This is a genomic window from Streptomyces sp. NPDC047079, assembly GCF_040643755.1.
GTDB lineage: Bacteria > Actinomycetota > Actinomycetes > Streptomycetales > Streptomycetaceae > Streptomyces.
Genome location: NZ_JBEYUZ010000010.1, coordinates 154,704 through 180,532, shown reverse-complemented (window position 1 = coordinate 180,532; position 25,829 = coordinate 154,704). Strand labels below are relative to the sequence as shown.

General features: G+C 70.4%; 20 protein-coding genes and 2 pseudogenes. 15 read left to right on the top strand and 7 right to left on the bottom strand.

From position 1 onward, the window contains the following. Positions 1-77 precede the first annotated feature (77 nt). On the bottom strand, positions 78-1,232 hold the full coding sequence (locus tag ABZ823_RS16275; protein WP_361659691.1) for a Gfo/Idh/MocA family oxidoreductase: 1,155 nt from the start codon (positions 1,230-1,232) through the stop codon (positions 78-80). 108 nt (positions 1,233-1,340) lie between these two features. Between ABZ823_RS16275 and ABZ823_RS16270 the strand changes: the two genes are divergently transcribed. Then, on the top strand, positions 1,341-2,354 hold the full coding sequence (locus ABZ823_RS16270) for a LacI family DNA-binding transcriptional regulator (RefSeq protein WP_361659688.1): 1,014 nt from the start codon (positions 1,341-1,343) through the stop codon (positions 2,352-2,354). 52 nt (positions 2,355-2,406) lie between these two features. Here the strand turns inward: ABZ823_RS16270 and ABZ823_RS16265 are convergent. The 4 genes and pseudogenes from ABZ823_RS16265 to ABZ823_RS16250 all read right to left on the bottom strand — a co-directional run. Continuing rightward, positions 2,407-2,523: pseudogene (locus ABZ823_RS16265) on the bottom strand (SAM-dependent methyltransferase); the annotation flags it as partial. 60 nt (positions 2,524-2,583) lie between these two features. After that, a complete protein-coding gene (locus ABZ823_RS16260) occupies positions 2,584-4,929 on the bottom strand; it encodes an MFS transporter (protein WP_361659858.1) in 2,346 nt (781 codons plus the stop codon). Between the two features lie 419 nt (positions 4,930-5,348). After that, a complete protein-coding gene (locus ABZ823_RS16255) occupies positions 5,349-5,792 on the bottom strand; it encodes an SRPBCC family protein (protein WP_361659686.1) in 444 nt (147 codons plus the stop codon). Between the two features lie 44 nt (positions 5,793-5,836). Then, the gene (locus ABZ823_RS16250) at positions 5,837-6,781 is read right to left on the bottom strand and encodes an alpha/beta fold hydrolase (RefSeq protein WP_361659683.1); all 945 of its coding nucleotides are present in this window, start codon (positions 6,779-6,781) and stop codon (positions 5,837-5,839) included. 693 nt (positions 6,782-7,474) lie between these two features. Here ABZ823_RS16250 and ABZ823_RS16245 point away from each other — a divergent pair. The 4 genes and pseudogenes from ABZ823_RS16245 to ABZ823_RS16230 all read left to right on the top strand — a co-directional run. Beyond that, positions 7,475-8,119 carry a hypothetical protein gene (locus ABZ823_RS16245; protein ID WP_361659680.1) on the top strand — a complete coding sequence of 215 codons (645 nt, stop codon included), beginning with the start codon at positions 7,475-7,477 and terminating at the stop codon, positions 8,117-8,119. Positions 8,120-8,329: 210 nt separating this feature from the next. Beyond that, positions 8,330-9,385 carry an Rv2578c family radical SAM protein gene (locus tag ABZ823_RS16240; protein ID WP_361659677.1) on the top strand — a complete coding sequence of 352 codons (1,056 nt, stop codon included), beginning with the start codon at positions 8,330-8,332 and terminating at the stop codon, positions 9,383-9,385. A 147-nt stretch (positions 9,386-9,532) separates the two neighbouring features. After that, positions 9,533-11,110, top strand: coding sequence for an alpha/beta hydrolase (locus ABZ823_RS16235; protein WP_361659675.1), 1,578 nt, complete (start codon positions 9,533-9,535; stop codon positions 11,108-11,110). 26 nt (positions 11,111-11,136) lie between these two features. Continuing rightward, positions 11,137-11,280: pseudogene (locus ABZ823_RS16230) on the top strand (GNAT family N-acetyltransferase); the annotation flags it as partial. Positions 11,281-11,283: 3 nt separating this feature from the next. Here ABZ823_RS16230 and ABZ823_RS16225 read toward each other — a convergent pair. Next, positions 11,284-11,859, bottom strand: a complete 576-nt coding sequence (locus ABZ823_RS16225) for an adenylosuccinate lyase (RefSeq protein WP_361659673.1) — start codon at positions 11,857-11,859, stop codon at positions 11,284-11,286. A 393-nt stretch (positions 11,860-12,252) separates the two neighbouring features. Between ABZ823_RS16225 and ABZ823_RS16220 the strand changes: the two genes are divergently transcribed. The 9 genes from ABZ823_RS16220 to pssA all read left to right on the top strand — a co-directional run bounded on the left by ABZ823_RS16220 (position 12,253) and on the right by pssA (position 23,222). Next, positions 12,253-14,058, top strand: a complete 1,806-nt coding sequence (locus ABZ823_RS16220; protein ID WP_361659671.1) for a 3-hydroxyacyl-CoA dehydrogenase family protein — start codon at positions 12,253-12,255, stop codon at positions 14,056-14,058. Between the two features lie 136 nt (positions 14,059-14,194). Beyond that, the gene (locus tag ABZ823_RS16215) at positions 14,195-15,007 is read left to right on the top strand and encodes a TetR family transcriptional regulator (RefSeq protein ID WP_361659668.1); all 813 of its coding nucleotides are present in this window, start codon (positions 14,195-14,197) and stop codon (positions 15,005-15,007) included. A gap of 425 nt (positions 15,008-15,432) precedes the next feature. Continuing rightward, positions 15,433-16,770: a crotonyl-CoA carboxylase/reductase gene (gene ccrA / locus ABZ823_RS16210; protein ID WP_361659666.1), complete on the top strand. Its 1,338-nt coding sequence runs from the start codon at positions 15,433-15,435 to the stop codon at positions 16,768-16,770. Positions 16,771-16,779: 9 nt separating this feature from the next. After that, positions 16,780-18,816: a protein meaA gene (locus ABZ823_RS16205; protein ID WP_361659663.1), complete on the top strand. Its 2,037-nt coding sequence runs from the start codon at positions 16,780-16,782 to the stop codon at positions 18,814-18,816. Then, positions 18,813-19,826, top strand: coding sequence for a CoA ester lyase (locus ABZ823_RS16200; RefSeq protein WP_361659660.1), 1,014 nt, complete (start codon positions 18,813-18,815; stop codon positions 19,824-19,826). Before ABZ823_RS16205 ends, ABZ823_RS16200 begins: the two co-directional genes overlap by 4 nt. 5 nt (positions 19,827-19,831) lie before the next feature. Continuing rightward, a complete protein-coding gene (locus ABZ823_RS16195; protein WP_361659657.1) occupies positions 19,832-20,344 on the top strand; it encodes a MaoC family dehydratase in 513 nt (170 codons plus the stop codon). Between the two features lie 2 nt (positions 20,345-20,346). After that, positions 20,347-21,552: an acyl-CoA dehydrogenase family protein gene (locus tag ABZ823_RS16190; RefSeq protein WP_361659655.1), complete on the top strand. Its 1,206-nt coding sequence runs from the start codon at positions 20,347-20,349 to the stop codon at positions 21,550-21,552. A gap of 169 nt (positions 21,553-21,721) precedes the next feature. Beyond that, a complete protein-coding gene (locus ABZ823_RS16185; RefSeq protein WP_361659652.1) occupies positions 21,722-22,378 on the top strand; it encodes a phosphatidylserine decarboxylase in 657 nt (218 codons plus the stop codon). A gap of 22 nt (positions 22,379-22,400) precedes the next feature. Further along, positions 22,401-23,222 (top strand): CDP-diacylglycerol--serine O-phosphatidyltransferase, encoded by an 822-nt coding sequence (gene pssA / locus ABZ823_RS16180; RefSeq protein WP_361659856.1) that lies wholly within the window; start codon positions 22,401-22,403, stop codon positions 23,220-23,222. Positions 23,223-23,383: 161 nt separating this feature from the next. On the opposite strand, the gene ABZ823_RS16175 is transcribed toward pssA, so the two are convergent. Further along, entirely contained in the window at positions 23,384-24,502 is a 1,119-nt protein-coding gene (locus ABZ823_RS16175) for a glycerate kinase (RefSeq protein WP_361659853.1), read from the bottom strand. A gap of 213 nt (positions 24,503-24,715) precedes the next feature. On the opposite strand from ABZ823_RS16175, the gene ABZ823_RS16170 reads away from it, so the two are divergent. Next, a complete protein-coding gene (locus tag ABZ823_RS16170) occupies positions 24,716-25,798 on the top strand; it encodes an ADP-ribosylglycohydrolase family protein (RefSeq protein ID WP_361659650.1) in 1,083 nt (360 codons plus the stop codon). The last annotated feature ends 31 nt before the right edge of the window (positions 25,799-25,829 follow it).

Here is a 25,829-nt window from a genome sequence, read left to right as displayed (position 1 = left end):
CCGGCCTGCTTCTCATGCCGGCCGTCGGCCGGCCGCTCCGCCGAAGCGGTGCTGTGGCCGCGTCCACACCCCCGCCGTCACCGGAGATCCACCCAGGTGCGCCGCTGCGCGGAGCGGCTCATGGCGTCCAGGGCGGCGGCGCTGTGCACGGCGTCTTCGAGGGTGGGGCCGTACGCCGTGCCTTCCGCGACCGAGCGCAGGAAGTGACAGGCCTCGATGACCTTCAGGTCGTCGTAGCCCATGGCGTTGGCGGCCCCGGGCTGGAAGGCGCCGTACTCGCCGTGCCCGGGGCCGACGTAGAGGGTGCTGACGGGCTGGTCCTGGTAGAGCGTGCCACGGCTGACGCCGAGTTCGCCCATGCGCCGGAAGTCCCAGAAGACCGCCCCCTCGGTGCCGTGCACCTCGAACCCGTAGTTGTTCTGCTCGCCGACGGAGACACGGCAGGCCTCCAGGACACCGCGGGCACCCGAGGCGAAGCGCAGCAGGCAGTTGACGTAGTCCTCGTTCTCCACCGGGCCCGGCTCGCCGCCCGTCGCACGCGCGTGGCCCGCGGTGGCGCCGGCGGGGCGGGCCCGGTGGGGGATGAAGACGGCGGTGTCGGCGGCCAGTGACTCGATCTCGCCGAGCAGGAAGCGGGCCAGGTCGACCCCGTGCGAGCCGAGGTCGCCGAGGACTCCGCTGCCGCCCCGCGCACGCTCGTACCGCCAGGTCAGCGCGGACTCGGGGTGAGCGGCGTAGTCGCTGAAGAGACGGATGCGGACATGGGTGACGGTGCCGATCCCACCGGAGGCGATCAGCTCGCGGGCCGCCGCGACGGCCGGTGCGCTGCGGTAGTTGAAGCCGACCGTGCCCTGGACGCCGGACTTGGCGACGGCGACCGCGACCGCGCGGGCGTCCTCGACGGTCAGACCCACCGGTTTCTCGATCCAGATGTGCTTGCCCGCCTCGGCCATGGCGACGCCGATCTCCCGGTGCAGGAAGTTCGGCGCGGCGATGCTCACCGCCCCGACGCGAGGATCGGCGGCGACCTCCCGCCAGTCCCGGACGGCGGTGGCGAAGCCGTACTGCCGGGCGGCCTCCTCGGCGCGGCCCGGCACGTCGTCGGCCACGGCGACCAGTGCGGGCCGCAGGGGCAGGTGCGGGAAATGGTGCGGCACGCGGATGTACGCCTGGGTGTGCACCCGCCCCATCCAGCCGAACCCGACGACGGCGACGCCCAGCGTACTCACCATGACTGCCCTTCTTGGACCGGTCCAGAGCTTGTCCGGTCACACTGCGGCCGGTTCTTGCAGTTGTCAATCCCTTTGACAAGCGCGTAAGCCGCATGGAACGGTCCAGGCATGAGACCGCCGACGATCCGCGATGTGGCCGAACGGGCCGGAGTGTCGAAATCGCTGGTCTCCCTGGTGCTGCGCGGCTCCGACCAGGTGCGCCCGGAGAAGCGGCAGGCCGTGCTGGCGGCTGTGGAAGAGCTCGGCTACCGGCCGAACGCCGCCGCCCGCAGTCTCAGCGAGCGGCGCACCCGCACGGTGGGTGTGCTGCTGAACGACCTGCGCAACCCCTGGTTCGTGGAGCTGCTCGACGGGCTGAACTCCCGGCTGCGCGACGCCGGTCTGCAGATGCTGCTGGCCGACGGGCAGCTGAGCCGGCGCCTCGGGGAGGACCTCACCCGCACCTTCACGGACCTGCGGGTCGACGGACTGATCGCGGTCGGCACCCTTCCCCCCTCCGAGGCGCTGCGCCAGGCCGCCGCGCGGATCCCCACCGTCGTCGCGGGGGCCCGCGAGCCGGTGCTGCCCAAGGTGGACGTGGTCGCCGGTGACGACGAGTACGGCGCCCGCCTGGCCACCGAGCACCTTCTCGGTCTCGGCCACCGTCGTATCGCCCATATCGCCGGGCAGGGGGTGGTCGGCGCGCTGCGGCGGCGCGGCTTCGAGACGGTCATGCGCGAACACGGTCTCGCGGACAGCGCGGTCGTGGAACAGGGCGATCCGACGGAGGAGGGCGGCTACCGGGCGACGGTCCGCCTCCTCGCCGCCCGCGAACGCCCCACCGCCGTCTTCGCCTTCAACGACATGGCGTGTGTGGGCGCCCTGTCGGCCGCCGAGCAGCTGGGGCTGCGGGTGCCACGCGACCTCTCCCTCGTCGGCTACGACAACACCTCTCTCTCCCGGCTCCGGCACCTGTGGCTGACCACGGTGGACAACGGCAGCCACGACGTCGGCCGCCGCGCCGGGCGCTGCCTGCTCGACCGGATCGCCGACCCGGCCCGCCCCTCCGAACTGGTGCTCGCCACACCGGCGCTGGAGGTGCGGGGGACGACGGGAGCACCGGCGGGAGGGACCGACACGTGAGAGCCGGCGGCCGGGGAGGCCCGCGCCGCCGTCCGCAAAGCTCCTCGTGGCCTCAGACCCTCCGCGCCGCCACGATCCACTTCGACGGCAGCTCGACGGGAGTGCCGTCCGCCGTGCGCTCGGTGGTGACCAGCGGCAGGTCCCCACTCGCCAGGACGGGGACGGGCGCCTTCGGCGTGTACGGGGGCGCGAGCCCTTACGGCCGATGGACCGGATCGGCCCCGTCCTCTCAGTCCTCGTGCCCCAACTGGAGATCGCGCTCCGTGCGGCCGCCCCCGGCGACCTGGAGCACGGTGGCCACGGGCGGGTATCCGGCGGCGATCACGGTGTACTCCCCGGACGACAGATCGACGAACCGGAACGTTCCGTCAGCTCCCGTCGTCAGCGTGTCGACGACGTTGCCCGCCGCGTCGAGCAGGGTGACCCGGGCGTCCTCGACCGGCCGCCCGCCACTCGCGCGCACGGTGCCGCGCAGCACCGCGCCGCCCGCCAGTTCGACGTCCTGCCGGGTCTCGCGGGACGCCTGCACGGTGACTTGCAGCGCGGCCGGACGGAACGCGGGCGCACTGGCGGCCAGGGTGTACTCCCCGGCCACCAACTCCGTGATGACATAACCACCCTCCCGCCCGCTGCGGGTGCTCGCGACCACTTCTCCGTGCACGTTGGTGAGGGTGACGGCGGCGTCGCGCACGGGCGTGCCGTCGGCGGTCAGCACGCTGCCCGCCAGCCGGCCCGCGCCGCCGAGCACGACGTCCAGTTCGACCGGGCGCTCTCCGACGGTCACCGAGACCGCCTGCGGCTGGTGGCCGCCTGCCGCGGCGATCAGTACGTAGGAGCCGGAACCGGGCGTGGACAGCGCGTACCGCCCGTCCTCACCGCTCGCTCCGCGCCCGATCTGCTGTCCCGCGACGTCGATGAGGGTGAGCGCCGCACGCGGCACGACGGTGCCGTCGGGGTGCTGGACCGTGCCGCAGACGGGCACTCCTGCGGCGAACGGCGAACGCGCCTGAGGGACCTGGGACGCGGGCGGGCACTCGGCGGGGGCGTTGTGGGACACCAGTGGTTTCTCCTTGAGGAAGAAGGCGATGAGCAGGCCGAGGACGAGCACCGGCACGAGGTAGAGGAAGATCCTCGGCATGGCGTCGGCGTACGCCTCGATGTACGTGTCGCGCAGCGCGGGCGGCAGTGCGTGGACGAGCTGCGGGGTGATGGACTCGGGGTCGGGCAGGCGGGTGCCGGCGCGTTGCGGGAGGCGTCGTTCCAGCGCGTCGGAGAGACGGTTCGCGAACAGGGTGCCGAAGATGGCCGCGCCCACGCTTCCGCCGATCTGCCGGAAGTAGTTGTTGGCGCTCGTCGCGGTGCCGAGATCGGCGGGGCGCACGGAGTTCTGCACAGCGAGGACCAGCACCGGCATCACCATGCCGATGCCTGCCCCGAGGACCGCCATCCAGACGCTGTACTGCGCCCGCGTCGTGTCCATGTCGAGCCGGGACAGCAGCCACATGCCGACGGCTGCCACGGCGCTTCCGAGCACGGGGAACACCTTGTACCGGCCGGTGTGGCTGACGAGCTGTCCGCCGAGGATGGAGGCACCAACGATCCCGGCCATCATCGGCAGCATCAGCAGCCCGGACTCCGTGGCGCTCGCCCCGTCGACCATCTGCAGGAAGGTGGGGAGGTAGCTGGCGGCGCCGAACAGCGCGACACCGACCACCAGGCCCACCAGGGCGGTGACATTGAAGACGGAGTCGCGGAACAGCCGCAGCGGAATGAGGGGTTCGGCGGCGAACCTCTCGGCGACCAGGAAGAGGGCGACGGTGACGGCCGCGCCGGCGCCGAGCCCCAGGATGACGCCCGAATCCCATGCGTACTCGGTGCCGCCCCAACTGGTCAGCAGCACCAGGCAGGTGGACGCCGCGGCCAGCAGCAGGGTGCCGGGCACGTCCAGACGGCCCCTCGCGGCGGGCCTCGGCAGTTTCAGCACCACGGCGACGACGGCCAGAGTGACAAGGCCGAAGGGCACGTTGATGTAGAAGCACCAGCGCCAGGAGAGGTGGTCCGTGAAGTAGCCGCCCAGCAGCGGACCGGCGACGGAGGCGAGCCCGAAGACGGCGCCGATCAGGCCCATGAACCGGCCGCGTTCGCGGGGCGGGACGATGTCCGCGATGATCGCCTGCACACCGATCATGAGCCCGCCGGCTCCGACGCCCTGGACGGCGCGGAAGGCGATCAGCTGGTCCATGGTCTGGGCCCGCCCGGCCAGCGCCGAGCCGACGACGAACAGGGCGATGGCGAACTGGAACACGCCCTTGCGGCCGAACAGGTCCCCGCACTTGCCGTAGACCGGCAGTCCCACGGTGGAGGTCAGCAGATAGGCCGTGATCGCCCAGGACATCCGGTCCAGGCCGTGCAGCTCGCCGACGATCTTCGGGAGTGCGGTGGCCACGATCATCTGGTCGAGGGCCGCGAGCAGGAGCGCGAGCATCAGCCCGACGAAGACGAGGCGGACCCGGCGGGGACCGAGGGCCACGGGGTGTTCGGCAACGGCCGGTTCCTGGGGCGCGTCCGGGACCACGGGCGGCACGGCCCGCTCGCTGTCCACATCCACCACCGTCGTCCCGCCCACGTACCGCTCCCCTCGTCGCGCCTGCGCCGCCCATTTCTCGCATTGCGCGACAACTGGGTTCAAGCGCGGCGAGCCGCCCGGGGAGTGAGTGGTCCGGAGGTATCCGCCGGTGGGAGCCCTACGACGTACAACCGCACCATGCGGAAAACCACTCGAAACGGTGAGCGTGAGATTCAGCCGGACGACTGACGGAGTGCGCTCCGGAGCTTGGAATCGGGGCTTCACGCCCCGGAGCGCACAGGGGTCACGGCGGGGCCGGGGTCTCGCGCCGGTCGCGTTCGGGGTCACACCCGACCGGCGTAACCACGCGACAGGCGTCAGCGCGCCACCGGGGTAACGGCGCCACCGGCGTCAGCGCACCACCGGCGTCACTTCTCCACCTCGGCGGCCAGCTTCGCGAGCTCCGCGTCGTAGATGCGGGCGAGGCCCTTGGGCGCGAAGGTCTTCTCGAAGAAGCCGCCGATGCCGCCGGCGCCCTTCCAGGTGGTCGTCACGACGACCCGGGACCTGCCCTCGCCGGCCGGGGTGACCCGCCAGGTGGTGACCATGGACGAGTTGCGGTCCTTCTCGACGAGTTCCCCGTCGGTCGGCTCGCTGACCTCGAGCAGGCAGTCACGGACGCGCTTGCTGGTGGCCTGGAGCTTCCAGTGGACAAGGGTGCCCTCGCCGTCGCCGCCCTCGCGCACCTCGTACTCGCTGAACTGCTCGGGCAGCAACCGCGCGCGGCTGCCGCTGTAGTCGGCGAGGGCGTCGAACACCGACTCCGCGTCCGCCGCGATGATCCGCTCCGTCGTGGCCTCGACCTGCGCCATGACCATCCTCTTCCTGTACGTGTGATGGGGCGTCCGCCATCCCATCACACCCCGGGCACGGCGACGGACTGGGCCGCCGGTGCCGGGCGGTCGTCCAGGGACGGCCGGGCGCGCCGGCCGCGGAGTGTCGCGAGGCACTCCTCGAAGAAGCCGAGGGCGCGCAGATGGTACGAGCGGGCCGCCCAGCCCAGGCTGATGTTGTGGCCCGCGTCCGGCTGGTGCTCGACCCGCAGGACGGGTGCCGCGGCCAGCCGGGCGGTGATCTCCGCGATGTCCCGCTCCCCGTGCAGCCACCATGCCTCGTGCTCGGCGAAGGTCATCCGTACGGGGATCCGGACGCGGGGCGCGATGCCCTCGAACGTCCGCGGCCAGCGGGCGACTTCGTCCGCCTCGCGCACCGGCATGGGGGCCACCAGGGCCCCGAGCGAACGGAAGGTGTCCGGCGGATACAGCCGCAGCGGACCCCAGTTGCGTCCCCAGGAGGAACGGCTGAGGACGCGGGGTAGCTCGGCCGGTTCGATGTCGTAGCGGTAGCCGCAGCCCGACACGTCGAGAGCGAGCGGCCGGGGGGTGTGCGCGGCGGTGACGAGGGCGAGTTTGCCGCCGTAGGAGTGAGCCAGCAGGAAGAACCCCGCCCCCGTGGCGAACCGCTGCGCGAACCGGTCCATGGCCGCGTCCAGCACCTCGGCCTGCTCGGCCAGGGTCTGCCCGGCGGGCAGCTGCCCGGAGGACGTGCCGTAGCCGGGCCGGTCCAGGGCGAGGACCGTGAAGCCGAGCCGGGCGCCGAGTGCCAGCAGGGACAGGTCGGGGTGGGCCTGTCCGTCGAAGTAGCCGGCCGTCATGCCGCCGCCGTGCACGGCGACCACGGTGGCCCGCGGCTCCCCGTCCGGCGGCTCGGCGAGCAGACAGGACAGGGTGACGCCCGCGGCGTCCAGGATGAGGGGGCGCACGCCCGCGGACAGGGGCTGCGACGGATTCGACGTCTCCACCCGTCCGTTATGACGCAGATCGTGGCAGGGGAGACGATGGACGCGCCGACCTCGCCGTCGCGCGCTCACCACTCCGGGATGCCCCGGAGAAAAACCGCAGGTCAGAGCCGTACGCCAGGAAATGGAACCCTTAGTCGAATCCGCCTCGCCATCGTAGGAACGTGTGTTCTGCCCCGTGGTCAGTGCTACGGAGGAGGTGCCCGCCATGGATTGCCCCCTGCCCCGTCAGCGCCACCGACGCCAGCACCTCCAAGCACGAGCAGCGCCGCAAGGCCAAGATGGCCCAGCGCACCCGCGAACGGCTGCCTGCGCTGTCCACCGTCGTCAGGGCCGCCCGGGCGAACTGGACCGAAGCCCGGGACGGGATGGACGCCTCCCCACGGAGAGCTCGCGCTTCTCGAAGTGGGCGAGGAAGGCGTCCCACTCCTCGTTCCTCGGGGTTCGGCATTCCTCGTTGGGGCGGAGTGACCGACGGCGGGCGATGAACGCGCGGTGCGCCTCGATGGCGTCCGCTGGGCAGATCGCGTTGTAGCCCATCGTGGTGTTACCCGCGGCCGGCGCCGAGGAGAAGCTGGCCCAGCTCGATCAGCCGACCACCGTGAACCTAAGCCGCCAACAACGACGACCGCGACGAGGCTCGCCTTGGTCGTCCCACTGGATCGGAGAAGGATGCAGCCCGGACGGTATGAAGAGGTGGCCGACGCCGCAGAGCTTCCGGCGCGGCTGCGGAACGTTTTCTGGATTGGTGGCGGGAGTGGCGCAGGCAAGTCGACCATCGCCCGCCGACTCGCCGATCGCCACGGTTGGCGTCTCTACGCGACCGACGACGTGATGCACGATCATGCCGGGCGGACCACCCCTGAAGGGGCCCCTTACCTGCACAAGTTCATCGCCATGGACATGGACGAGCGATGGGTGAGCCGGACTCCGGAGGTCATGCTTGAGACGTTCCACTGGTTTCAAGGCGAGGGCTTCGGCCTGATCGTTGAAGATCTCCTTCGCCTGCCGCAGGAGCCATGCGTCATCGTCGAGGGATTTCGGCTGCTGCCGCACCTCGTGAAACCTCTACTTGCCGTTCCTGAACGCGCCGTCTGGCTTCTCCCCACGCCTGATTTCCGCCAGGCCGCCATCCAGAGCCGGTCTGCACCAGGGGAAGGGTTCGTATGGAAGACCAGCGATCCCGCGAAGGCCGGCCGCAACATCGCCGAACGTGACTGCATGTTCACAAGACGCCTCGGGGAGGAGACCGAGCGTCTCCGACTGCACACCATCCACGTCGATACCACGATGACGGAAGACGATCTCGTTGAGCAGGTGACCACCGCGTTCGGACTCTGACGTCGGCTGGCAAGGCTCGAATAGGCGGTGGGTGCCCAATGTTCCCGGAGCGCCAGAGTGGCCGCGGGCGCTGGCCGCGCTCAGTCACACCCGAAGAAAAAACCGCAGGTCAGAGCGGCGCACCAGAAAATCGAACCCTTAATCGAATCTGCCTCGCGATCATGGGAACGTGTGTTCTATTCTGTGCCCAGTGCTACCGAGGAGGTGCCCATGCGCTGGGACCATCTGGCCGAGAACCCCGCCACCGCCCGTGCCGCCGCGCTGTTCGACGCGGACGCGGTGACCACCCGCACCTTCGACACCCCAGAATTCCGCGGCATCACCTTCCACGAGGTCCGGGCCCGCTCCATCGTGAACCGGGTGCCGGGCGCCTCCCGGATGCCGTTCGAGTGGACCGTCAACCCCTACCGGGGCTGCACGCACGCGTGCGTCTACTGCTTCGCCCGCAAGACGCACAGCTACCTGGACCTGGACACGGGCCTCGGCTTCGACACCCAGATCGTGGTGAAGGTCAACGCCCCTGAGCTGCTGCGCGCACACCTCGGCTCGCGCCGCTGGCACGGCGAGCACATCGCGATGGGCACCAACGTCGACTGCTACCAGCGGGCCGAGGGCCGCTACCGGCTGATGCCGGGCATCATCACGGCCCTGCGCGACCACGCCAACCCGTTCTCCATCCTCACCAAGGGCACGCTGATCCTGCGCGATCTCGAGCTGCTCAAACAGGCGTCGGAGGTCACCGACGTCGGCATCTCCGTCTCCGTCGGCTTCGTCGACCAGGAGCTGTGGCACACCGTCGAACCGGGCACCCCGGCCCCGGAGCGCCGTCTGGACGTCGTACGCACCCTGAGCGAGCACGGTATCGGCTGCGGTGTCCTGATGGCCCCGGTGATCCCGTTCCTCGGCGACCACCCGGCCCAACTGCGCGCCACCGTGCGGGCGATCGCCGCCGCCGGGGCCACCTCGGTGACGCCGCTGGTGCTGCATCTGCGCCCGGGGGCCCGCGAGTGGTTCATGGCCTGGCTGGAGCGCCGGCACCCCTATCTCGTACGCCGCTACGAGCGGTTGTACGCCGAGGGGGCGTACGCCCCGAAGTGGTACCAGCGCCGGATCACCCGTCAGGTGCACGATCTGGCACGTGAGTACGGCATCGGGCCCACACACGCGGGGACGCGGCGCCGGATCCGGCCGTCCGAGCCACTGACGTCCGCCCCCACGGTGCCCGACGCCGGGGTGACCGGGCCGACCCAGCTCTCTCTGCTCTGAACGGCGTCCGCAGGGCATCCGAGCGCTTCCGGCTACCCAATCGGGTCAAGTGCCGCCAGAACACGCCCTTCCGGGCGGCCCTTTCCGGGACGATGCGGCGAGGACCTGACAGCCGTGGTCCGCCCCCTCCGTCCTGGGAGGACTGACATGAGAAAAGGCGCAGCCGCTCTGTGCGGTGCCGCCGTCATGGTGGCCGGATTGCTCACCGCAGTGCCGGCCGACGCGAGCGCCCCACACGGCGCGGACACCGCGCAAGCGGCCGGACTCACCTGGCAGAAGTGCGCCACCACCGCCTACCCGACGCTCCAGTGCACATCCGTGAGCGTGCCGCTCAACTACGCCAACCCGCGCGGACGGCAGATCACGGTGGCGCTGTCGCGCGTCCCGCACACCGCGAAGACCTCTCAGGGGCCGCTGCTGGTCAACCCGGGTGGACCCGGCGGCAGCGGGCTGAAGCTCGCCGGATTCGTCGCGTCCGCGCTGCCCAAGGCGGTGGCGGCGCAGTACGACGTCATCGGCTTCGACCCACGGGGCGTGGGCAAGAGCGAGCCCGCCCTGGACTGCCGTCCCGGCCACTTCGACCCGGTGCGCCCGGACTCGGTGCCCAGCACATTCGCGCTGGAGCAGGCCAACCTCGAACGCGCCAGGTCCTTCGCCGTGGCCTGCGCCACCAAGTACGCGAGCGTGCTGCCGTACATCAACACGGTCAACGCCGCGCGGGACCTGGACGCCGTCCGGGAGGCGCTCGGCGCGGAGAAGGTGAGCTACTTCGGCTACTCCTACGGCACCTACCTGGGCGCCGTGTACGCGAAGCTCTTCCCGCAGCGGGTCCACCGTCTGGTGCTCGACTCCATCGTGGACCCCACCGGCGTCTGGTACGACGACAACATCCAGCAGGACTACGCGTTCAACGACCGCCATCTGGCGTTCCTGGCGTGGGTCGCCCGGCACGACAGGACGTACCGGCTCGGCAGCGACCCGGCCGGGGTCGGGGCCAAGTGGTACGCGATGCGGGCGGCCCTGGCCAAGAACCCCGCCCAGAAGAAGGTGGGTGCCTCCGAACTGGAGGACACCTTCATGCCGGGCGGCTACTACAACGGCTACTGGCCGCGCCTGGCCGCCGCGTTCGCGGCCTACGTCAACGACGGGAACTCGGGCCCGCTGGTCCAGGCGTACCGGTCCCTGGGAGCGGTCGCCTCGCCGGGCGACAACGGCTACAGCATCTACGCCGCGGTGCAGTGCCGTGACGTCTCCTGGCCGCGCGGCTGGGCGCAGTGGCGCAAGGACACCTGGGCCGTGTACGACAAGGCGCCGTTCATGGCCTGGAACAACACCTGGTACAACGCACCGTGCGCCTTCTGGCCGACGACCGGGCTACGGCCGGTGAACGTGGCCAACGACGCGCTGCCGCCGGCGCTGCTGTTCCAGGCGACCGACGACGCCGCCACGCCGTACCAGGGCGGGGTGACGGTCCATCATTTGTTGCGCGGATCCCGCCTGGTGGTGGAGCAGGGCGGCGGCAACCACGGCATCGCGCTGAGCGGGAACCCCTGCCTCGACAAGCACCTCGGGGCGTATCTCACCGACGGCACGGTGCCGCACGGCACCAACGGGATCGACGCGGTGTGCGCCAAGCTGCCCGATCCGGAGCCGAAGAGCGCCAAGGCGGCCTCCACGGCCGAACGCGGTTCGACGCTGCACGGGCTGCTCGGCTTCCACGGCTGAGCGGCCCGCCCGGCCCGTCGGGGGCGCTCAGGGACAACGCCCACGCGCGTCGCTTCTACGAGCGGGCAGGGTTCCACGCCGACGGGACCGAGGAGGCGTTCGAGGCGCACGGTGTGGCCGTGCCCGAAGTGCGGTACGCGGCCGCGCTGCCGCTCCCCGGCCGGCGCTGACGCTCAGCGCCGCGGGGAGATGCGCGCGAGCGCGTGCACCGCGGCCTGGGCGAGCGCCGGATGGGCGAGCGCCTCGTTCAGCACGGATCCGGCCCGGGCGTCGCCCAACTCGCCGAGCCCCTGCACACATGCGAGCGCCACCTTCCGATACGGATCGTGCGGCCGCAGTCTGCGCCGCAGCGTGGTGATCAGCGCGGGCACGGACTCGGGGGCGCGCAGTTCGACGAGCAGGCGTACGGGGTGGAGGGCGTAGGCGACGCGGAGTTCGTTGGTGGCGAGAGCGGCCGCGGCGCGAGCGGTGCGGGGATCGCCGAGCCGGGCCAGTGCGTGGGCGGCCGACGCACACCGCTGGGGATCACGGTGATTGAGCAGCAGGACGAGCGTTTCGAACGCCCTCCGGTCCCCCGCCACACCCAGCCGGAAGGCGGCCAGCTCCCGGGCCCACAGCGGCCGGCCGGGCTCGGTCAGCGCGGCTGCCAGCTCGTCGAGGCCGTCCGTGGCGACGAGCCGGCCGTATTCGGGCGAGGGCCCGGCCTCGCCCCGTAAACGCTCCGTGAGCGATCGCAACGCTTCGTCCATGGTGCCGAGACTAGGGGCGTCGACGGGGCCTGGGGACGTACATCACAAACTCGAGGGGTGGCGCGCTCGTTACCCACCGGTTAAGCTCATTCGAGCGAGTCACCCACTCGCGGCTTGTGGTGGTTTGGTGACGCAGCCACCGCAAGGGGCACTCCCCCGCCGTCAGGTCTGGGGAGGCGCCTGTCGGTTCGGTACATCGCGTACCTCAGTACGACCCGGCTCCGGGACAGGGCCGGTCGGATCACCGCTCCCGGACGTGTGCACGTCCGTGGACGCACCGGGCGTGTGCGCTCGTCAGCCCGGCCAACACCCGCGTTCTTCGCACTGTGTGCGCCCCTCGGCGTATCCAGGCCTGCCCCTCTCAGTCGTCACCCTCATTCCTGGAGTCCCGCGATGGCCACTCCCCTGTCCGACACCCCTCTGTCCCCGCTCAAGACCATTGCCGTGATCGGCCTCGGCACCATGGGCACCGGCATCGCCGAGGTGCTGACCCGGGCCGGCCGCGAGGTCGTCGGCATCGACATCAGCGAGGCCGCGGCCACGAAGGCCGTCTCCGCCCTGGACGCCGCCACCGCCCGCGCCGTGAGCCGCGGCCGCCTGAGCGAGCAGGAGCGCGAGGACGCCCTGGCCCGCTTCCGCACCTTCACCGACCTGCGCGCGGCGGCCGACGCCGACCTGGTCATCGAGGTGGTCCCGGAGTCGTACGAGATCAAGCAGCAGGTCTTCCGCGCCCTCGACGAGATCGTGCGCCCGGACACCATCGTCGCCACCGGCACCAACGCCCTCTCCGTCACCCGGCTCGCCGCCGACTCGGCCCACCCGGAGCGGGTCCTCGGACTGCACTTCTTCAATCCGGCGCCGGCCATGAAGCTGGTGGAGGTCGTCTCCTCCGTGCTGACCGCGCCCGCCGCCGTCACCGCCGTCACCAACCTCGCCCTCGACCTGGGCAAGGAACCCGTCGCGGTCGGCGACCGGCCCGGATTCGTCGCCGACGGACTGCTGTTCGGCTACCTCAACCAGGCCGCCGCGATGTACGAGGCCAGGTACGCCTCCCGCGAGGACATCGACGCCGCGATGCGGCTCGGCTGCGGCCTGCCCATGGGCCCGCTCGCCCTGCTGGACCTGATCGGCGTCGACACCGCACGCACCGTGCTGGAGGCCATGTACGCGGCCTCCCACGACCGGCTGCACGCACCCGCGCCGATCCTGAAGCAGCTCAGCGAGGCGGGCCTGACCGGCCGCAAGTCGGGGCGGGGCTTCTACACCTACGAGGCCCCCGGCAGCCCGACCGTCGTGCGGGACGCGCTGACGCCCCTGGAGGACGCCGCCCCGGCCCCGGGCCGTAGCGTCCGCTCGGTCGGTGTCGCCGGCTCCGGCACCATGGCGTCCGGCATCGCCGAGGTCTTCGCCAAGGCCGGGTACGAGGTGGTCCTCGCGGCCCGCACCGAGGAGAAGGCGCAGTCCGCGAAGGCCCGGATCGGCAAGTCGCTGGCACGCTCGGTCGACAAGGGCCGGATGACGGCCGAGGCGGCCGCGCAGACGCTCGACCGGATCCGGCCGACGGGCTCCTACGACGACTTCGCCGACGTCGACCTGGCGCTGGAGGCGGTCGCCGAGGACCTGGAGGTCAAGCAGCAGCTGTTCGCCACGTTCGACAAGGTCTGCAAGCCCGGGGCGATCCTCGCGACCACCACATCCTCGCTGCCCGTGGTCGCCTGCGCCCGCGCCACCTCGCGCCCGCAGGACGTGATCGGCATGCACTTCTTCAACCCGGCGCCGGCCATGAAGCTGGTCGAGGTGGTCCGCACCGTGCTGACCGCGGACGAGGTGCACGCGACGGTCCGCGAGCTGTGCGCGGCGATCAGGAAGCACCCGGTGGACTGCGGTGACCGCGCCGGATTCATCGTGAACGCGCTGCTGTTCCCGTACCTCAACAACGCGGTCAAGATGGTGCAGGAGCACTATGCGTCCCTCGACGACATCGACGCCGCGATGAGACTGGGCGGCGGCTACCCGATGGGCCCGTTCGAGCTGCTCGACGTGGTCGGCCTGGATGTCTCGCTCGCCATCGAGAAGGTCCTGCACCGCGAGTTCCGTGACCCGGGCCTCGCGCCCGCGCCGCTCCTGGAGCACCTGGTGGCCGCGGGCTGCCTCGGCCGCAAGACCGGCCGCGGCTTCCGCGAATATGCCAAGCGCTGACCGTCCCGGCGACTGGTTCGAAGGCGGCGCCGACTGGGGCGGACTGCTCGATCCCCAGGGTGACCCCCCGCCCGCGCGGGGCGGGGGGGACCGGGGACATGCGCGCCACCCTGCGCACATGCAGTACGTTCGGGTCATGTCCCAGCCCGCCAAGTCCTCACGTACACCAGCTACGGCCGACGCGCCGGAGAGTGCCGCAGGCAGCCGCGCCGCCGCCCAGCGGCTCAAGATGCGCCGAGAACTGGCGGCCGCGGCGATGGAGCTGTTCGCCACCAAAGGGTACGAAGCGACCACCGTCGACGAGATCGCGGCGGCCGCCGGGGTCGCCCGGCGCACCTTCTTCCGCCACTTCCGCTCCAAGGAAGAGGCGATCTTCCCCGACCACGACGACACTCTGGTCCGGGCCGAGGCGGTGCTCAACGCCGCGCCCGCGCACGAGCATCCGCTGGACACCGTGTGCCGGGGAATCAAGGAAGTCATGAAGATGTACGCGGCCCGGCCGGAGATCTCCGTGCAGCGCTACAAGCTGACGCGTGAGGTACCGACGCTGCGGGAGGCGGAGATCGCCTCGGTGGCCCGCTACGAGCGGCTGTTCACCCGCTATCTGCTGGGCCACTTCGACGAGCACGCGCACGACGACGACGCGAACGACGATCCGCTGCTCGCGGAGGTCGCCGCGTCGGCGGTCGTCACCGCGCACAACCACGTCCTGCGGCGCTGGCTGCGGGCCGGCGGTCAGGGTGATGTCGAGGCCCAGCTGGACCACGCCTTCGCGATCGTGCGCAGGACGTTCGGAACGGGCATCGGCGCCGGGCGTGGCGCCGCGCCCCGCACGGCTCCGGCCTCCCTGACCTCCCAGGGCGAGGTCCTGGTGACCGTAGCCAGGACCGACGCACCCCTCGACGAGGTCATGCGCACCATCGAGCAGGCGCTCAAGGAGCGTTCCTAGCCACACCGCGGTCGGGAAGGGGCGGGCGGCGGCACTGAGTGCCCTGCCCGCCCCTTCCCGTTGTGCCGCCGTTCGACTTCCGGGCCGCTACTCGACAGTAGCTCTGATCGATCATCGCTCATTTGTTACGTAAAGATTTCATCTGAGAGGACTTTCTGGCACCCAGTGCCTTGCGGGGTGACACGCCGTGCCATACGTTGGTGTTGTCCGGGCGGCCGGCGTGCAGAGACCCTTCGTACGCCGGCTGTCCCCGCAAGCCCTTCGGCGAGCGCGCCCGGACGCCTGCGTCACAGGCAACCTCCCGCGCCACAAAGCGCTGCCACAGCACCACCGAGCCGAACCGACGGCACACCCCTAACACCAGCAGCACACCGACGTAACCCTCAGCGTCTCCCCTCAAGACGCCATTCGCCGGAGGCAATACTGTGAAGGACATCCTGGACGCGATTCAGTCGGGGACCGCCACGTCCGCCGATTTCGCCGCTATGCCGCTCCCCGAGTCGTACCGCGCGGTCACCGTGCACAAGGACGAGACGGAGATGTTCGCCGGGCTCACCACCCGCGACAAGGACCCCCGCAAGTCCATACACGTCGACGACGTCCCGCTGCCCGAGCTCGGCCCGGGCGAGGCCCTGGTGGCCGTCATGGCCTCCTCGGTCAACTACAACTCGGTGTGGACCTCGATCTTCGAGCCGCTGTCGACCTTCGGCTTCCTGGAGCGCTACGGCAGGCTCTCCGAGCTCACCAAGCGCCACGACCTGCCCTACCACATCATCGGCTCCGACCTCGCCGGCGTGGTCCTGCGCACCGGCCCCGGCGTCAACGCCTGGAAGCCGGGCGACGAGGTCGTCGCACACTGCCTCTCGGTCGAACTGGAGTCCTCCGACGGGCACAACGACACGATGCTCGACCCCGAGCAGCGGATCTGGGGCTTCGAGACCAACTTCGGCGGCCTCGCGGAGATCGCGCTGGTGAAGTCGAACCAGCTCATGCCCAAGCCCGGCCACCTCAGCTGGGAGGAGGCCGCCGCACCGGGCCTGGTCAACTCCACCGCCTACCGGCAGTTGGTCTCCCGCAACGGCGCCCAGATGAAGCAGGGCGACAACGTGCTGATCTGGGGCGCGAGCGGCGGCCTCGGCTCGTACGCGACGCAGTTCGCGCTCGCGGGCGGCGCCAACCCCATCTGTGTCGTCTCCTCGCCGGCCAAGGCGGAGATCTGCCGCTCGATGGGCGCCGAGGCGATCATCGACCGCACCGCCGAGGACTACAAGTTCTGGAAGGACGAGCACACCCAGGACCCGAAGGAGTGGAAGCGCTTCGGCAAGCGCATCCGTGAACTGACCGGGGGCGAGGACGTCGACATCGTCTTCGAGCACCCGGGCCGCGAGACCTTCGGCGCCTCCGTGTATGTCACCCGCAAGGGCGGCACGATCGTCACCTGCGCCTCCACCTCGGGCTACCAGCACGAGTACGACAACCGCTACCTGTGGATGTCGCTGAAGCGGATCATCGGCTCGCACTTCGCCAACTACCGCGAGGCCTGGGAGGCCAACCGGCTCATCGCGAAGGGCAAGATCCACCCGACGCTGTCGAAGGTGTACTCGCTGGACGACACCGGCCAGGCCGCGTACGACGTGCACCGCAACCTCCACCAGGGCAAGGTCGGGGTGCTGTGCCTGGCCCCCGAGGAGGGCCTGGGCGTGCGCGACGAGGAGATGCGCGCCAAGCACATCGACGCCATCAACCGCTTCCGGAACATCTGAGAGGCGTACATGAGTGAGCGTCAGCGAAAAGAAAGGGACCGGCCGTGGCTCATGCGCACATATGCCGGTCACTCCACGGCCGAGGCGTCCAACGAGCTGTACCGGCGCAACCTTGCCAAGGGTCAGACCGGCCTCTCGGTCGCGTTCGACCTGCCGACGCAGACCGGCTACGACTCCGACCACATCCTCGCCCGCGGCGAGGTCGGCCGGGTCGGCGTGCCGATCGCGCACCTCGGTGACATGCGCCGGCTGTTCCAGGACATACCCCTGGAGCAGATGAACACCTCGATGACCATCAACGCCACGGCCATGTGGCTGCTGGCGCTCTATCAGGTCGTCGCGGAGGAGCAGGGTGCGGACATCACCAAGCTCCAGGGCACGACCCAGAACGACATCGTCAAGGAGTACCTGTCGCGGGGCACCCATGTCTTCCCGCCGGTGCCCTCGCTCCGGCTGACGACGGACATGATCGCGTACACGGTCTCCCACATCCCGAAGTGGAACCCCATCAACATCTGCAGCTACCACCTGCAGGAGGCGGGCGCCACGCCGGTGCAGGAGATCGCGTACGCGATGTCCACCGCGATCGCCGTCCTCGACGCCGTACGCGACAGCGGCCAGGTGCCGCAGGAGCGCATGGGCGATGTCGTCGGCCGGATCTCCTTCTTCGTGAACGCGGGCGTCCGCTTCATCGAGGAGATGTGCAAGATGCGGGCATTCGGTCGCATCTGGGACAAGATCACACGCGAGCGGTACGGCATCCAGGACCCCAAACACCGCCGCTTCCGCTACGGCGTCCAGGTCAACTCCCTGGGTCTGACCGAGGCGCAGCCGGAGAACAACGTCCAGCGCATCGTGCTGGAGATGCTGGCCGTGACGCTCTCCAAGGACGCACGCGCGCGTGCCGTGCAGCTGCCCGCCTGGAACGAGGCGCTGGGCCTGCCCCGGCCCTGGGACCAGCAGTGGTCGCTGCGCATCCAGCAGGTGCTGGCACACGAGAGCGATCTGCTGGAGTACGACGACATCTTCGAGGGTTCGAAGGTGGTCGAGGCCAAGGTGAGCGAGCTGGTCGAGGAGTCGCTCGCGGAGATCGAGCGGATCCAGGAGATGGGCGGCGCGATGGCCGCCGTCGAGTCGGGCTACCTCAAGTCACAGCTCGTGGCCTCGCACGCGGAGCGCCGGGCCCGTATCGAGTCCGGCGAGGAGAAGATCATCGGCGTCAACCTCTTCGAGACGACCGAGCCGAACCCGCTCACGGCCGATCTGGACACCGCGATCCAGACGGTCGACCCGGCGGTCGAGGCCCGTGTCATCGCCTCGCTTCAGCAGTGGCGCGACACCCGCTACCAGCCGCCGTTCAACCACCCGCGCCCCTGCAAGGCGCTGGAGCGGCTGAAGGAGGCGGCCAAGGGCACCGACAACCTCATGGAGGCCACCCTGGAGTGCGCCCGCGCCGGCGTCACGACCGGCGAGTGGGCCGGGGCCCTGCGTGAGGTGTTCGGAGAGTTCCGCGCGCCGACCGGCGTGTCGTCCGCTCCGGTCGCGGTGACCGCCGAGGAGGGCACGGCGCTTGCCCAGGTGCGCCACAAGGTGGACCTGACGGCCCGGGACCTCGGTGTCGGCAAGCTCCGCTTCCTGGTGGGCAAGCCGGGCCTGGACGGGCACTCCAACGGCGCCGAGCAGATCGCCGTGCGGGCCCGCGACGCCGGGTTCGAGGTGGTCTACCAGGGCATCCGGCTGACGCCCGAACAGATCGTGGACGCCGCCCTCGCGGAGGACGTGCACGCGGTCGGCCTGTCCATCCTCTCCGGTTCCCACGCGCAGCTGGTGCCGGACGTGCTGGAGCGGCTTAGGAACGCCGGTGCGGCCGACATCCCGGTGATCGCCGGCGGGATCATCCCGAACGGCGACGCCGAACAGCTCAGGGCCGCCGGAGTGGCCGCGGTCTTCACCCCGAAGGACTTCGACATCACCGGGATCATCGGCCGTATCGTCGACGAGATCCGCAAAGCGAACAAGCTCGACCCCCTGGAGGTCCCCGCATGACCGCCCATCCGCCGTCCGCCGCCACCCTTCCGGCGGGCGGCTCCGCCGCGCAGCGCTTCAACCGTCTCCGTCCGCGGCGTTCCTGCCTCGCCGTGCCCGGGAGCAACCCCCGCTTCCTGGAGAAGGCGCAGGGGCTCCCCGCCGACCAGGTCTTCCTGGACCTGGAGGACGCGTGCGCGCCGCTGGCCAAGCCCGAGGCGCGGCACACCATCGTCAAGTTCCTCAACGAGGGCGACTGGACGGGCAAGACGAGGGTCGTGCGGGTGAACGACTGGACGACCGAGTGGACGTACCGCGACGTCGTGACGGTGGTCGAGGGCGCGGGTCCGAACCTCGACTGCATCATGCTGCCGAAGGTGCAGAACGCCCAGCAGGTCGTCGCGCTCGACCTTCTGCTGACCCAGATCGAGAAGACGATGGGCTTCGAGGTCGGCCGTATCGGCATCGAGGCGCAGATCGAGAACGCGCAGGGCCTCAACAACGTCAACGAGATCGCGCAGGCCTCCCAGCGCATCGAGACGATCATCTTCGGCCCGGCCGACTTCATGGCGTCGATCAACATGAAGTCGCTGGTCGTGGGCGAGCAGCCGCCCGGCTACCCGGCGGACGCCTACCACTACATCCTGATGAAGATCCTGATGGCCGCCCGGGCCAACGACCTTCAGGCGATCGACGGCCCCTACCTGCAGATCCGTAACGTGGACGGCTTCCGCGAGGTCGCCGGCCGCGCCGCGGCCCTCGGCTTCGACGGCAAGTGGGTGCTCCACCCGGGTCAGGTGGACGCCGCCAACGAGGTGTTCTCGCCCTCCCAGGAGGACTACGACCACGCCGAGCTGATCCTGGACGCCTACGAGTACTACACGTCCGAGGCGGGCGGCAAGAAGGGCTCGGCGATGCTGGGCGACGAGATGATCGACGAGGCGAGCCGCAAGATGGCGCTGGTCATCGCGGGCAAGGGCCGCGCCGCCGGCATGCGGCGCACCAGCACGTTCGAGACCCCGGAGGCGTGAGGGCCATGCAGTTCGGACGGACCTACGAGGAGTTCGAGGTCGGGGCGACGTACAAGCACTGGCCGGGAAAGACGGTCACGGAGTACGACGACCACCTGTTCTGTCTCCTGACGATGAACCACCACCCGCTCCACATGGACACGAACTATGCGGAGAAGACGACGGACTTCGGCAAGAACGTCGTCGTCGGGAACTACGTCTACTCGCTGCTGCTCGGCATGTCCGTCCCGGACGTCTCCGGCAAGGCGATCGCCAACCTGGAGATCGAGTCGCTCAAGCACGTGGCGCCGACCTTCCACGGCGACACGATCTACGGCGAGACGACCGTGCTCGACAAGTGGCCGTCGAAGTCGAAGAACGACCGCGGCATCGTCCACGTCGAGACCAAGGGCTACAAGCAGGACGGCACGCTGGTGTGCGTGTTCCGCCGCAAGGTGATGGTCCCCACCGAGACGTACATCAAGGAGCGCGGCGGCGAGCAGCCGGGCCGCCCGGAGCTGAAGGCGCAGGAGAAGTAGAGATGAGCCGTCTCGCCCAGACCCACGGTCTCACGGACATCCAGCAGGAGATCCTCTCCACGGTCCGGGACTTCGTGGACAAGGAGATCATCCCGGTCGCGACCGAGCTGGAGCACCGCGACGAGTACCCGCAGCAGATCGTCGACGGCCTGAAGGAGCTGGGCCTGTTCGGTCTGATGATCCCCGAGGAGTACGGGGGCCTGGGCGAGTCGCTCCTCACCTACGCGCTGTGCGTGGAGGAGATCGCCCGCGGCTGGATGTCGGTCTCCGGCATCATCAACACCCACTTCATCGTGGCGTACATGCTCAAGCAGCACGGCACGCAGGAGCAGAAGGACTACTTCCTGCCGAAGATGGCCCTCGGCGAGATCCGCGGCGCCTTCTCGATGTCCGAGCCCGCGCTCGGCTCGGATGTGTCGGCGATCACGTCCAAGGCGGTCAAGGAGGGCGACGAGTACGTCCTGACCGGCCAGAAGATGTGGCTGACGAACGGCGGCACGTCCTCGCTCGTCGCCGTGCTCGTCCGGAGTGACGAAGGACACCCCGAGGGCACAGCGCCGCACAAGTCGATGACGACGTTCCTGGTCGAGAAGGAGCCCGGCTTCGGCGAGGTCCGCCCGGGCCTGACCATCCCCGGGAAGATCGACAAGATGGGCTACAAGGGTGTCGACACCACCGAGCTCATCATGGACGGGCTGCGCATTCCGGCCCATCAGGTGCTCGGCGGGGTCACAGGCCGAGGGTTTTACCAAATGATGGACGGAGTCGAGGTCGGCCGGGTGAACGTCGCGGCACGTGGCTGCGGAGTCGCGCAGCGCGCCTTCGAGCTGGGCGTCGCGTACGCGCAGCAGCGGCACACCTTCGGCAAGCCGATCGCCCAGCACCAGGCCATCCAGTTCAAGCTGGCGGAGATGGCCACGAAGGTGGAGGCGGCCCATGCGATGATGGTGAACGCCGCCCGCAAAAAGGACTCTGGCCAGCGAAACGACCTCGAGGCGGGCATGGCGAAGTACCTCGCCTCCGAGTACTGCAAGGAGGTCGTGGAGGACGCCTTCCGGATCCACGGCGGCTACGGCTTCTCCAAGGAGTACGAGATCGAGCGCCTTTACCGCGAGGCCCCGATGCTGCTGATCGGTGAGGGTACCGCCGAAATCCAGAAAATGATCATCGGTCGCCGACTGCTCGAAGAGTATCGACTCCAGGGCTAGTTGTCCGTTTTCGGGGTGTTTTCTTCGCGAAGAAGATCACACCCCGTCAACGCTCTTCGGCCGTCGACTCGGCTTCCTGGCTTGCCGAGTTGCGGCCCGCGCCCGGTACGATCGCCGGAAAGCCGCCGTCCCCCGTCGAAGCGCGGCATCACCGCTACGAAGGTCATCCATGCCCCACAGCCAAACCTCTGCACCACGCGACAGCCTTGTCAGCGTACGCCTCGCGCGCGGAGCATCGCCGTGGCTTCTCCCGACCCTTGCCACCGCAGCCCTCAGCCTGGCCCGGGCACGCCGTTCCGGCGCCGCCAAGGCCGTGGCCGTGCCCGCCACCGCACTCGCGGCGGGCATGCTGTGGTTCTTCCGCGACCCCGAGCGTGAGATCGCCCAGGGCCGGGTCATCTCGCCCGCCGACGGTGTGGTGCAGAGCATCATGCCGTGGAAGGACGGCCGCACCCGCGTCGCGATCTTCATGAGCCCGCTGAACGTCCATGTGAACCGCGCGCCGCTGTCGGGCACGGTGACCTCGGTCGAGCACATCCCGGGCGGCTTTGTTCCCGCTTTCAACAAGGAGAGCGAGAACAACGAGAGGGTAGTCTGGCATTTCGACACCGAACTCGGCGACATCGAGATGATCCAGATCGCCGGCGCGGTGGCCCGTCGCATCGTCCCCTACATCCCGCAGGGCACGAAGGTCGAGCAGGGCGACCGCATCGGTCTGATCCGCTTCGGCTCGCGTGTCGACCTCTATCTGCCCAAGGGTGTGGAGGTCGCGGTCGAGGTCGGTCAGAAGACCGTGGCTGGGGTGACTCGCCTTGACCGTGATTGATCCCGATACCAAGGCCGGCTGGGTGCCGGAGGCCGACGAGGTGGACGACGAGGAGGAGATGCCTCTCTCGCTCCGCCTCTCGATAGCGGACACCCTCACCCTCGGCAACGCCACGTGCGGGTTCATGGCGGTGTACTTCACCACCACCGGCATCCTGATCCCGCACCTCACGGGCAACGACGAGTCGACGGGCATGGCCCGGCACAGCGCCGCCACGGCCGTGATCCTCATGCTCTGTGCCGCGGTCTTCGACCTGTTCGACGGCCTGGTAGCCCGTAAGCTCCGCTCCTCGCCCATGGGCGCCGAGCTGGACAACCTCTCGGACCTGATCAGCTTCGGCCTGGCCCCGGCGTACTTCGTCCTGGTCTACGGCATGGTGGCGGACGACGCGCACCAGCGGGTGGCCGCGGTCGGGGCGATCGTGGTGCTGCTCGCGGTGGTGCTCAGGCTCGCGAGATTCTCCTGCGTGACACCGCCGAACGGCATGTTCCAGGGCATGCCCTCGCCGTTCGGCGCGCTGACGGTGGTCTCGATCGTCCTTCTGGAGCTGCCGTTCTTCGCCACCCTGCTGGCGATCCTCGGCACCGCGTGGCTGATGGTGAGCCGGGTGGAGTACCCGAAGCCGCGAGGCCGCCTCGCGGGGGCGATGCTGGCCTGGATCATCCTGTCGATGGGGCTCCTGGCGGCCTGGGCCTTCGACGCGCCCAGCGGTCAGCTGCTCCTCCAGACTGGCTGCGCGCTACAGCTCGTCATGGGCGCGGTGATCCCTCTGTTCGCGACGGCCCGGCGCGTGAACAACTTCCGCGACAACCGCCGCGAGGCGCGCGCCGCGCAGTTGCCGTAGCGGCCCCAGGCAGAGGAAGGGCCCCGAACCGATCGGTTCGGGGCCCTTCGCTTGTGCCGGGGGCTTCGTTTGCGCCGGGGGCTTCGCTTGGGACCCGACGCACAGGCCCCCGCCCCACCGCAGCCGACCGAAACCGGACGCCAGGCCGGGGAAGGCAGGGCTCAGACCAGGTGGTTCCTGGCGATTCGCTCCGCAACCCGCTCCAGGATCGGCCCGGCGTCCGCGATGCAGCGCCCCACGTCCGGCTCCACCTCCGTCAGCGGGTAGGCCCGACCGATGCCGGCCTTCTCCAGGGCCTCCTCGGGCAGGGCCAGCCGGCCGCACACCGCGACCACCTCCCTGCCCGCCGCCCGCGCGGCCGAGGCGACCCCCGCCGGTGCCTTGCCGTGCAGTGTCTGCGCGTCCAGCGACCCCTCCCCCGTGATCACCAAGGAAGCCCGCTCCAGCGCCGGGGCGAAGCCCAGGACGTCCAGCATGACCTCGATGCCGGGCCGGAACCGCGCCCCGAGGATCAGTGCCCCGTACCCGATGCCGCCCGCCGCGCCCGCACCCGCACACGCGGCCAGCTCCGCCGCCCGGGGCCCGATCGCCGCCTCCAGCACCTTGGCGTAGTGCGTGAGCGCCGCGTCCAGCGTCGCCACCTCGTCCGGCGAGGCACCCTTCTGCGGCCCGTACACGGCCGGCGCGCCCGTCCGCCCGGTCAGCGGATTGTCGACGTCACTGGCGAGCACCAGGTCGACCGAGGCCAGCCGGGCGTCCAGGCCCGACAGGTCCGCGCGAGCCAGGCCCGCCAGCCCTCCGCCGCCCGGCGGCACCGGCTCCCCCTCGGCGTCCAGCAACCGCGCCCCGAGCGCGGACAGCATCCCCGCGCCCCCGTCCGTCGTCGCGCTCCCACCAACCCCGAACACGATCGTCCGCGCCCCGGCGTCCAGCGCCGCCCGCAACAGCTCCCCGGAGCCGTACGTGGACGCGGTCAACGGCGCGAACACCCCCGTCGGCAGCCTCTGCAGCCCGCTCGCCTCCGCCATCTCGACGACCGCCGTGTCACCGCGCAGCGCGAACGCCGCGGTCACCTCGTGGCCGAGGGGACCGGCCACCCGTACCTCACGCCGCTCGAACCCGGCCGCGACCGCCGCGTCCACCGTCCCGTCGCCGCCGTCGGCCACGGGCAGCGCCTCGACCCCCAGCCCCGGCACGACGCGGCGCAGCCCCGCCGTCACCCGCTCCGCGACCTGCACGGCCGTCAGCGACCCCTTGAACTTGTCCGCGGCGATGAGCACCCGCCGCGCCGGCCTTACCGACTGGGCCGACCGCGCCTTTCGGGTGTCGTTCACTGCTGCGTCCGCCACCTGCACACCCCTTGCTCTCCGGGCCTTGCGCACGTCAAGGCAGTCGCGCCGCTGCGACCTTAACCGCACCACACCCCGGCCGTCATGCCCCGTCCGACGCCCGAACACCGCGCAGCCCCCGTGGAATCGGGTAGACGTCCCTGCATGACCCCTGTGGGCACCGATCTCCCCGACCGCATCCTCGGCGGCTGGCTGGGCCGGATCGCGGGCAACATGCTCGGCAAGCCGGTCGAGCAGGGCGACGTGTGGACCCGCGACCGTATCGAGCGCTATCTACGGCGGGCCGCGGCCCTGCCGCTCACCGACTACATGCCGGAGCCCGCCACCGAGACCGAGGCCCTCGAGCTGCGCCCCGAGTGGCGCCAGTGCGTACGCGGCCGGATCCACGGCAGCTGCCGCGACGACGACATCGACTACGCGATCCTCGGCCTCCACCTGCTGGAAAGGCACGGCTTCGGCTTCACCACCGAGCAGGTCGGCGACCTGTGGCTGCTGCGGCTGCCCTATCTCCAGACGTTCACGGCCGAGCGGGCCGCCTACCGCAATCTGGCGAACGGCCTCAAGCCCCCGCTGACGGCCACGTACGACAACCCCTACCAGGAGTGGATCGGCGCCCTGATCCGCGCCGACGTCCACGGCTGGACCTGTCCCGGCGACCCGCGCCGCGCCGCCGCGCTGGCCCGCCGGGACGCGGTGCTCTCCCACACGGGCAACGGGGTGTACGGGGCGATGTTCGCGGCCGCGCTGATCTCGGCGGCGTTCACCGCGGCCACCGTCCGGGACGCCCTGGACACGGCGCTGACGGTGATCCCCGGGAGCAGCCGGTTCGCCCGCACCGTACGCCGGGTGATCTCGCTCCACGAGATGCGGCTGACCTGGGAGGAGACCCTGGACACGGCCTTGGGTGAGACGGCCGGGCTCGGTTGGATCCACACGGTCCCGAACGTCGCGGTCCTCACCGCCGGGCTCCTGTACGGCGACGGCGACTTCACCCGGACCATCGCACTGACCGTCCGCGGGGGTCTGGACACCGACTCCAACGGCGCGACCGCGGGCTCGGTCGCGGGCGTCATGACCGGGGCGCAGGCGATCCCCGCGCACTGGACCGCCCCCCTTCAGGACACGGTCCGCAGCGCGGTTTTCGGCTTCGACGGCATCCGCATCACCGAGCTCGCGGAGCGAACGCTGCGGCTCGCAAAGGCCCCCTCGGGGGACACCGAGCGCTGAGCCCCGGTCGCGCCGGGGCGTGGAGGCCGGG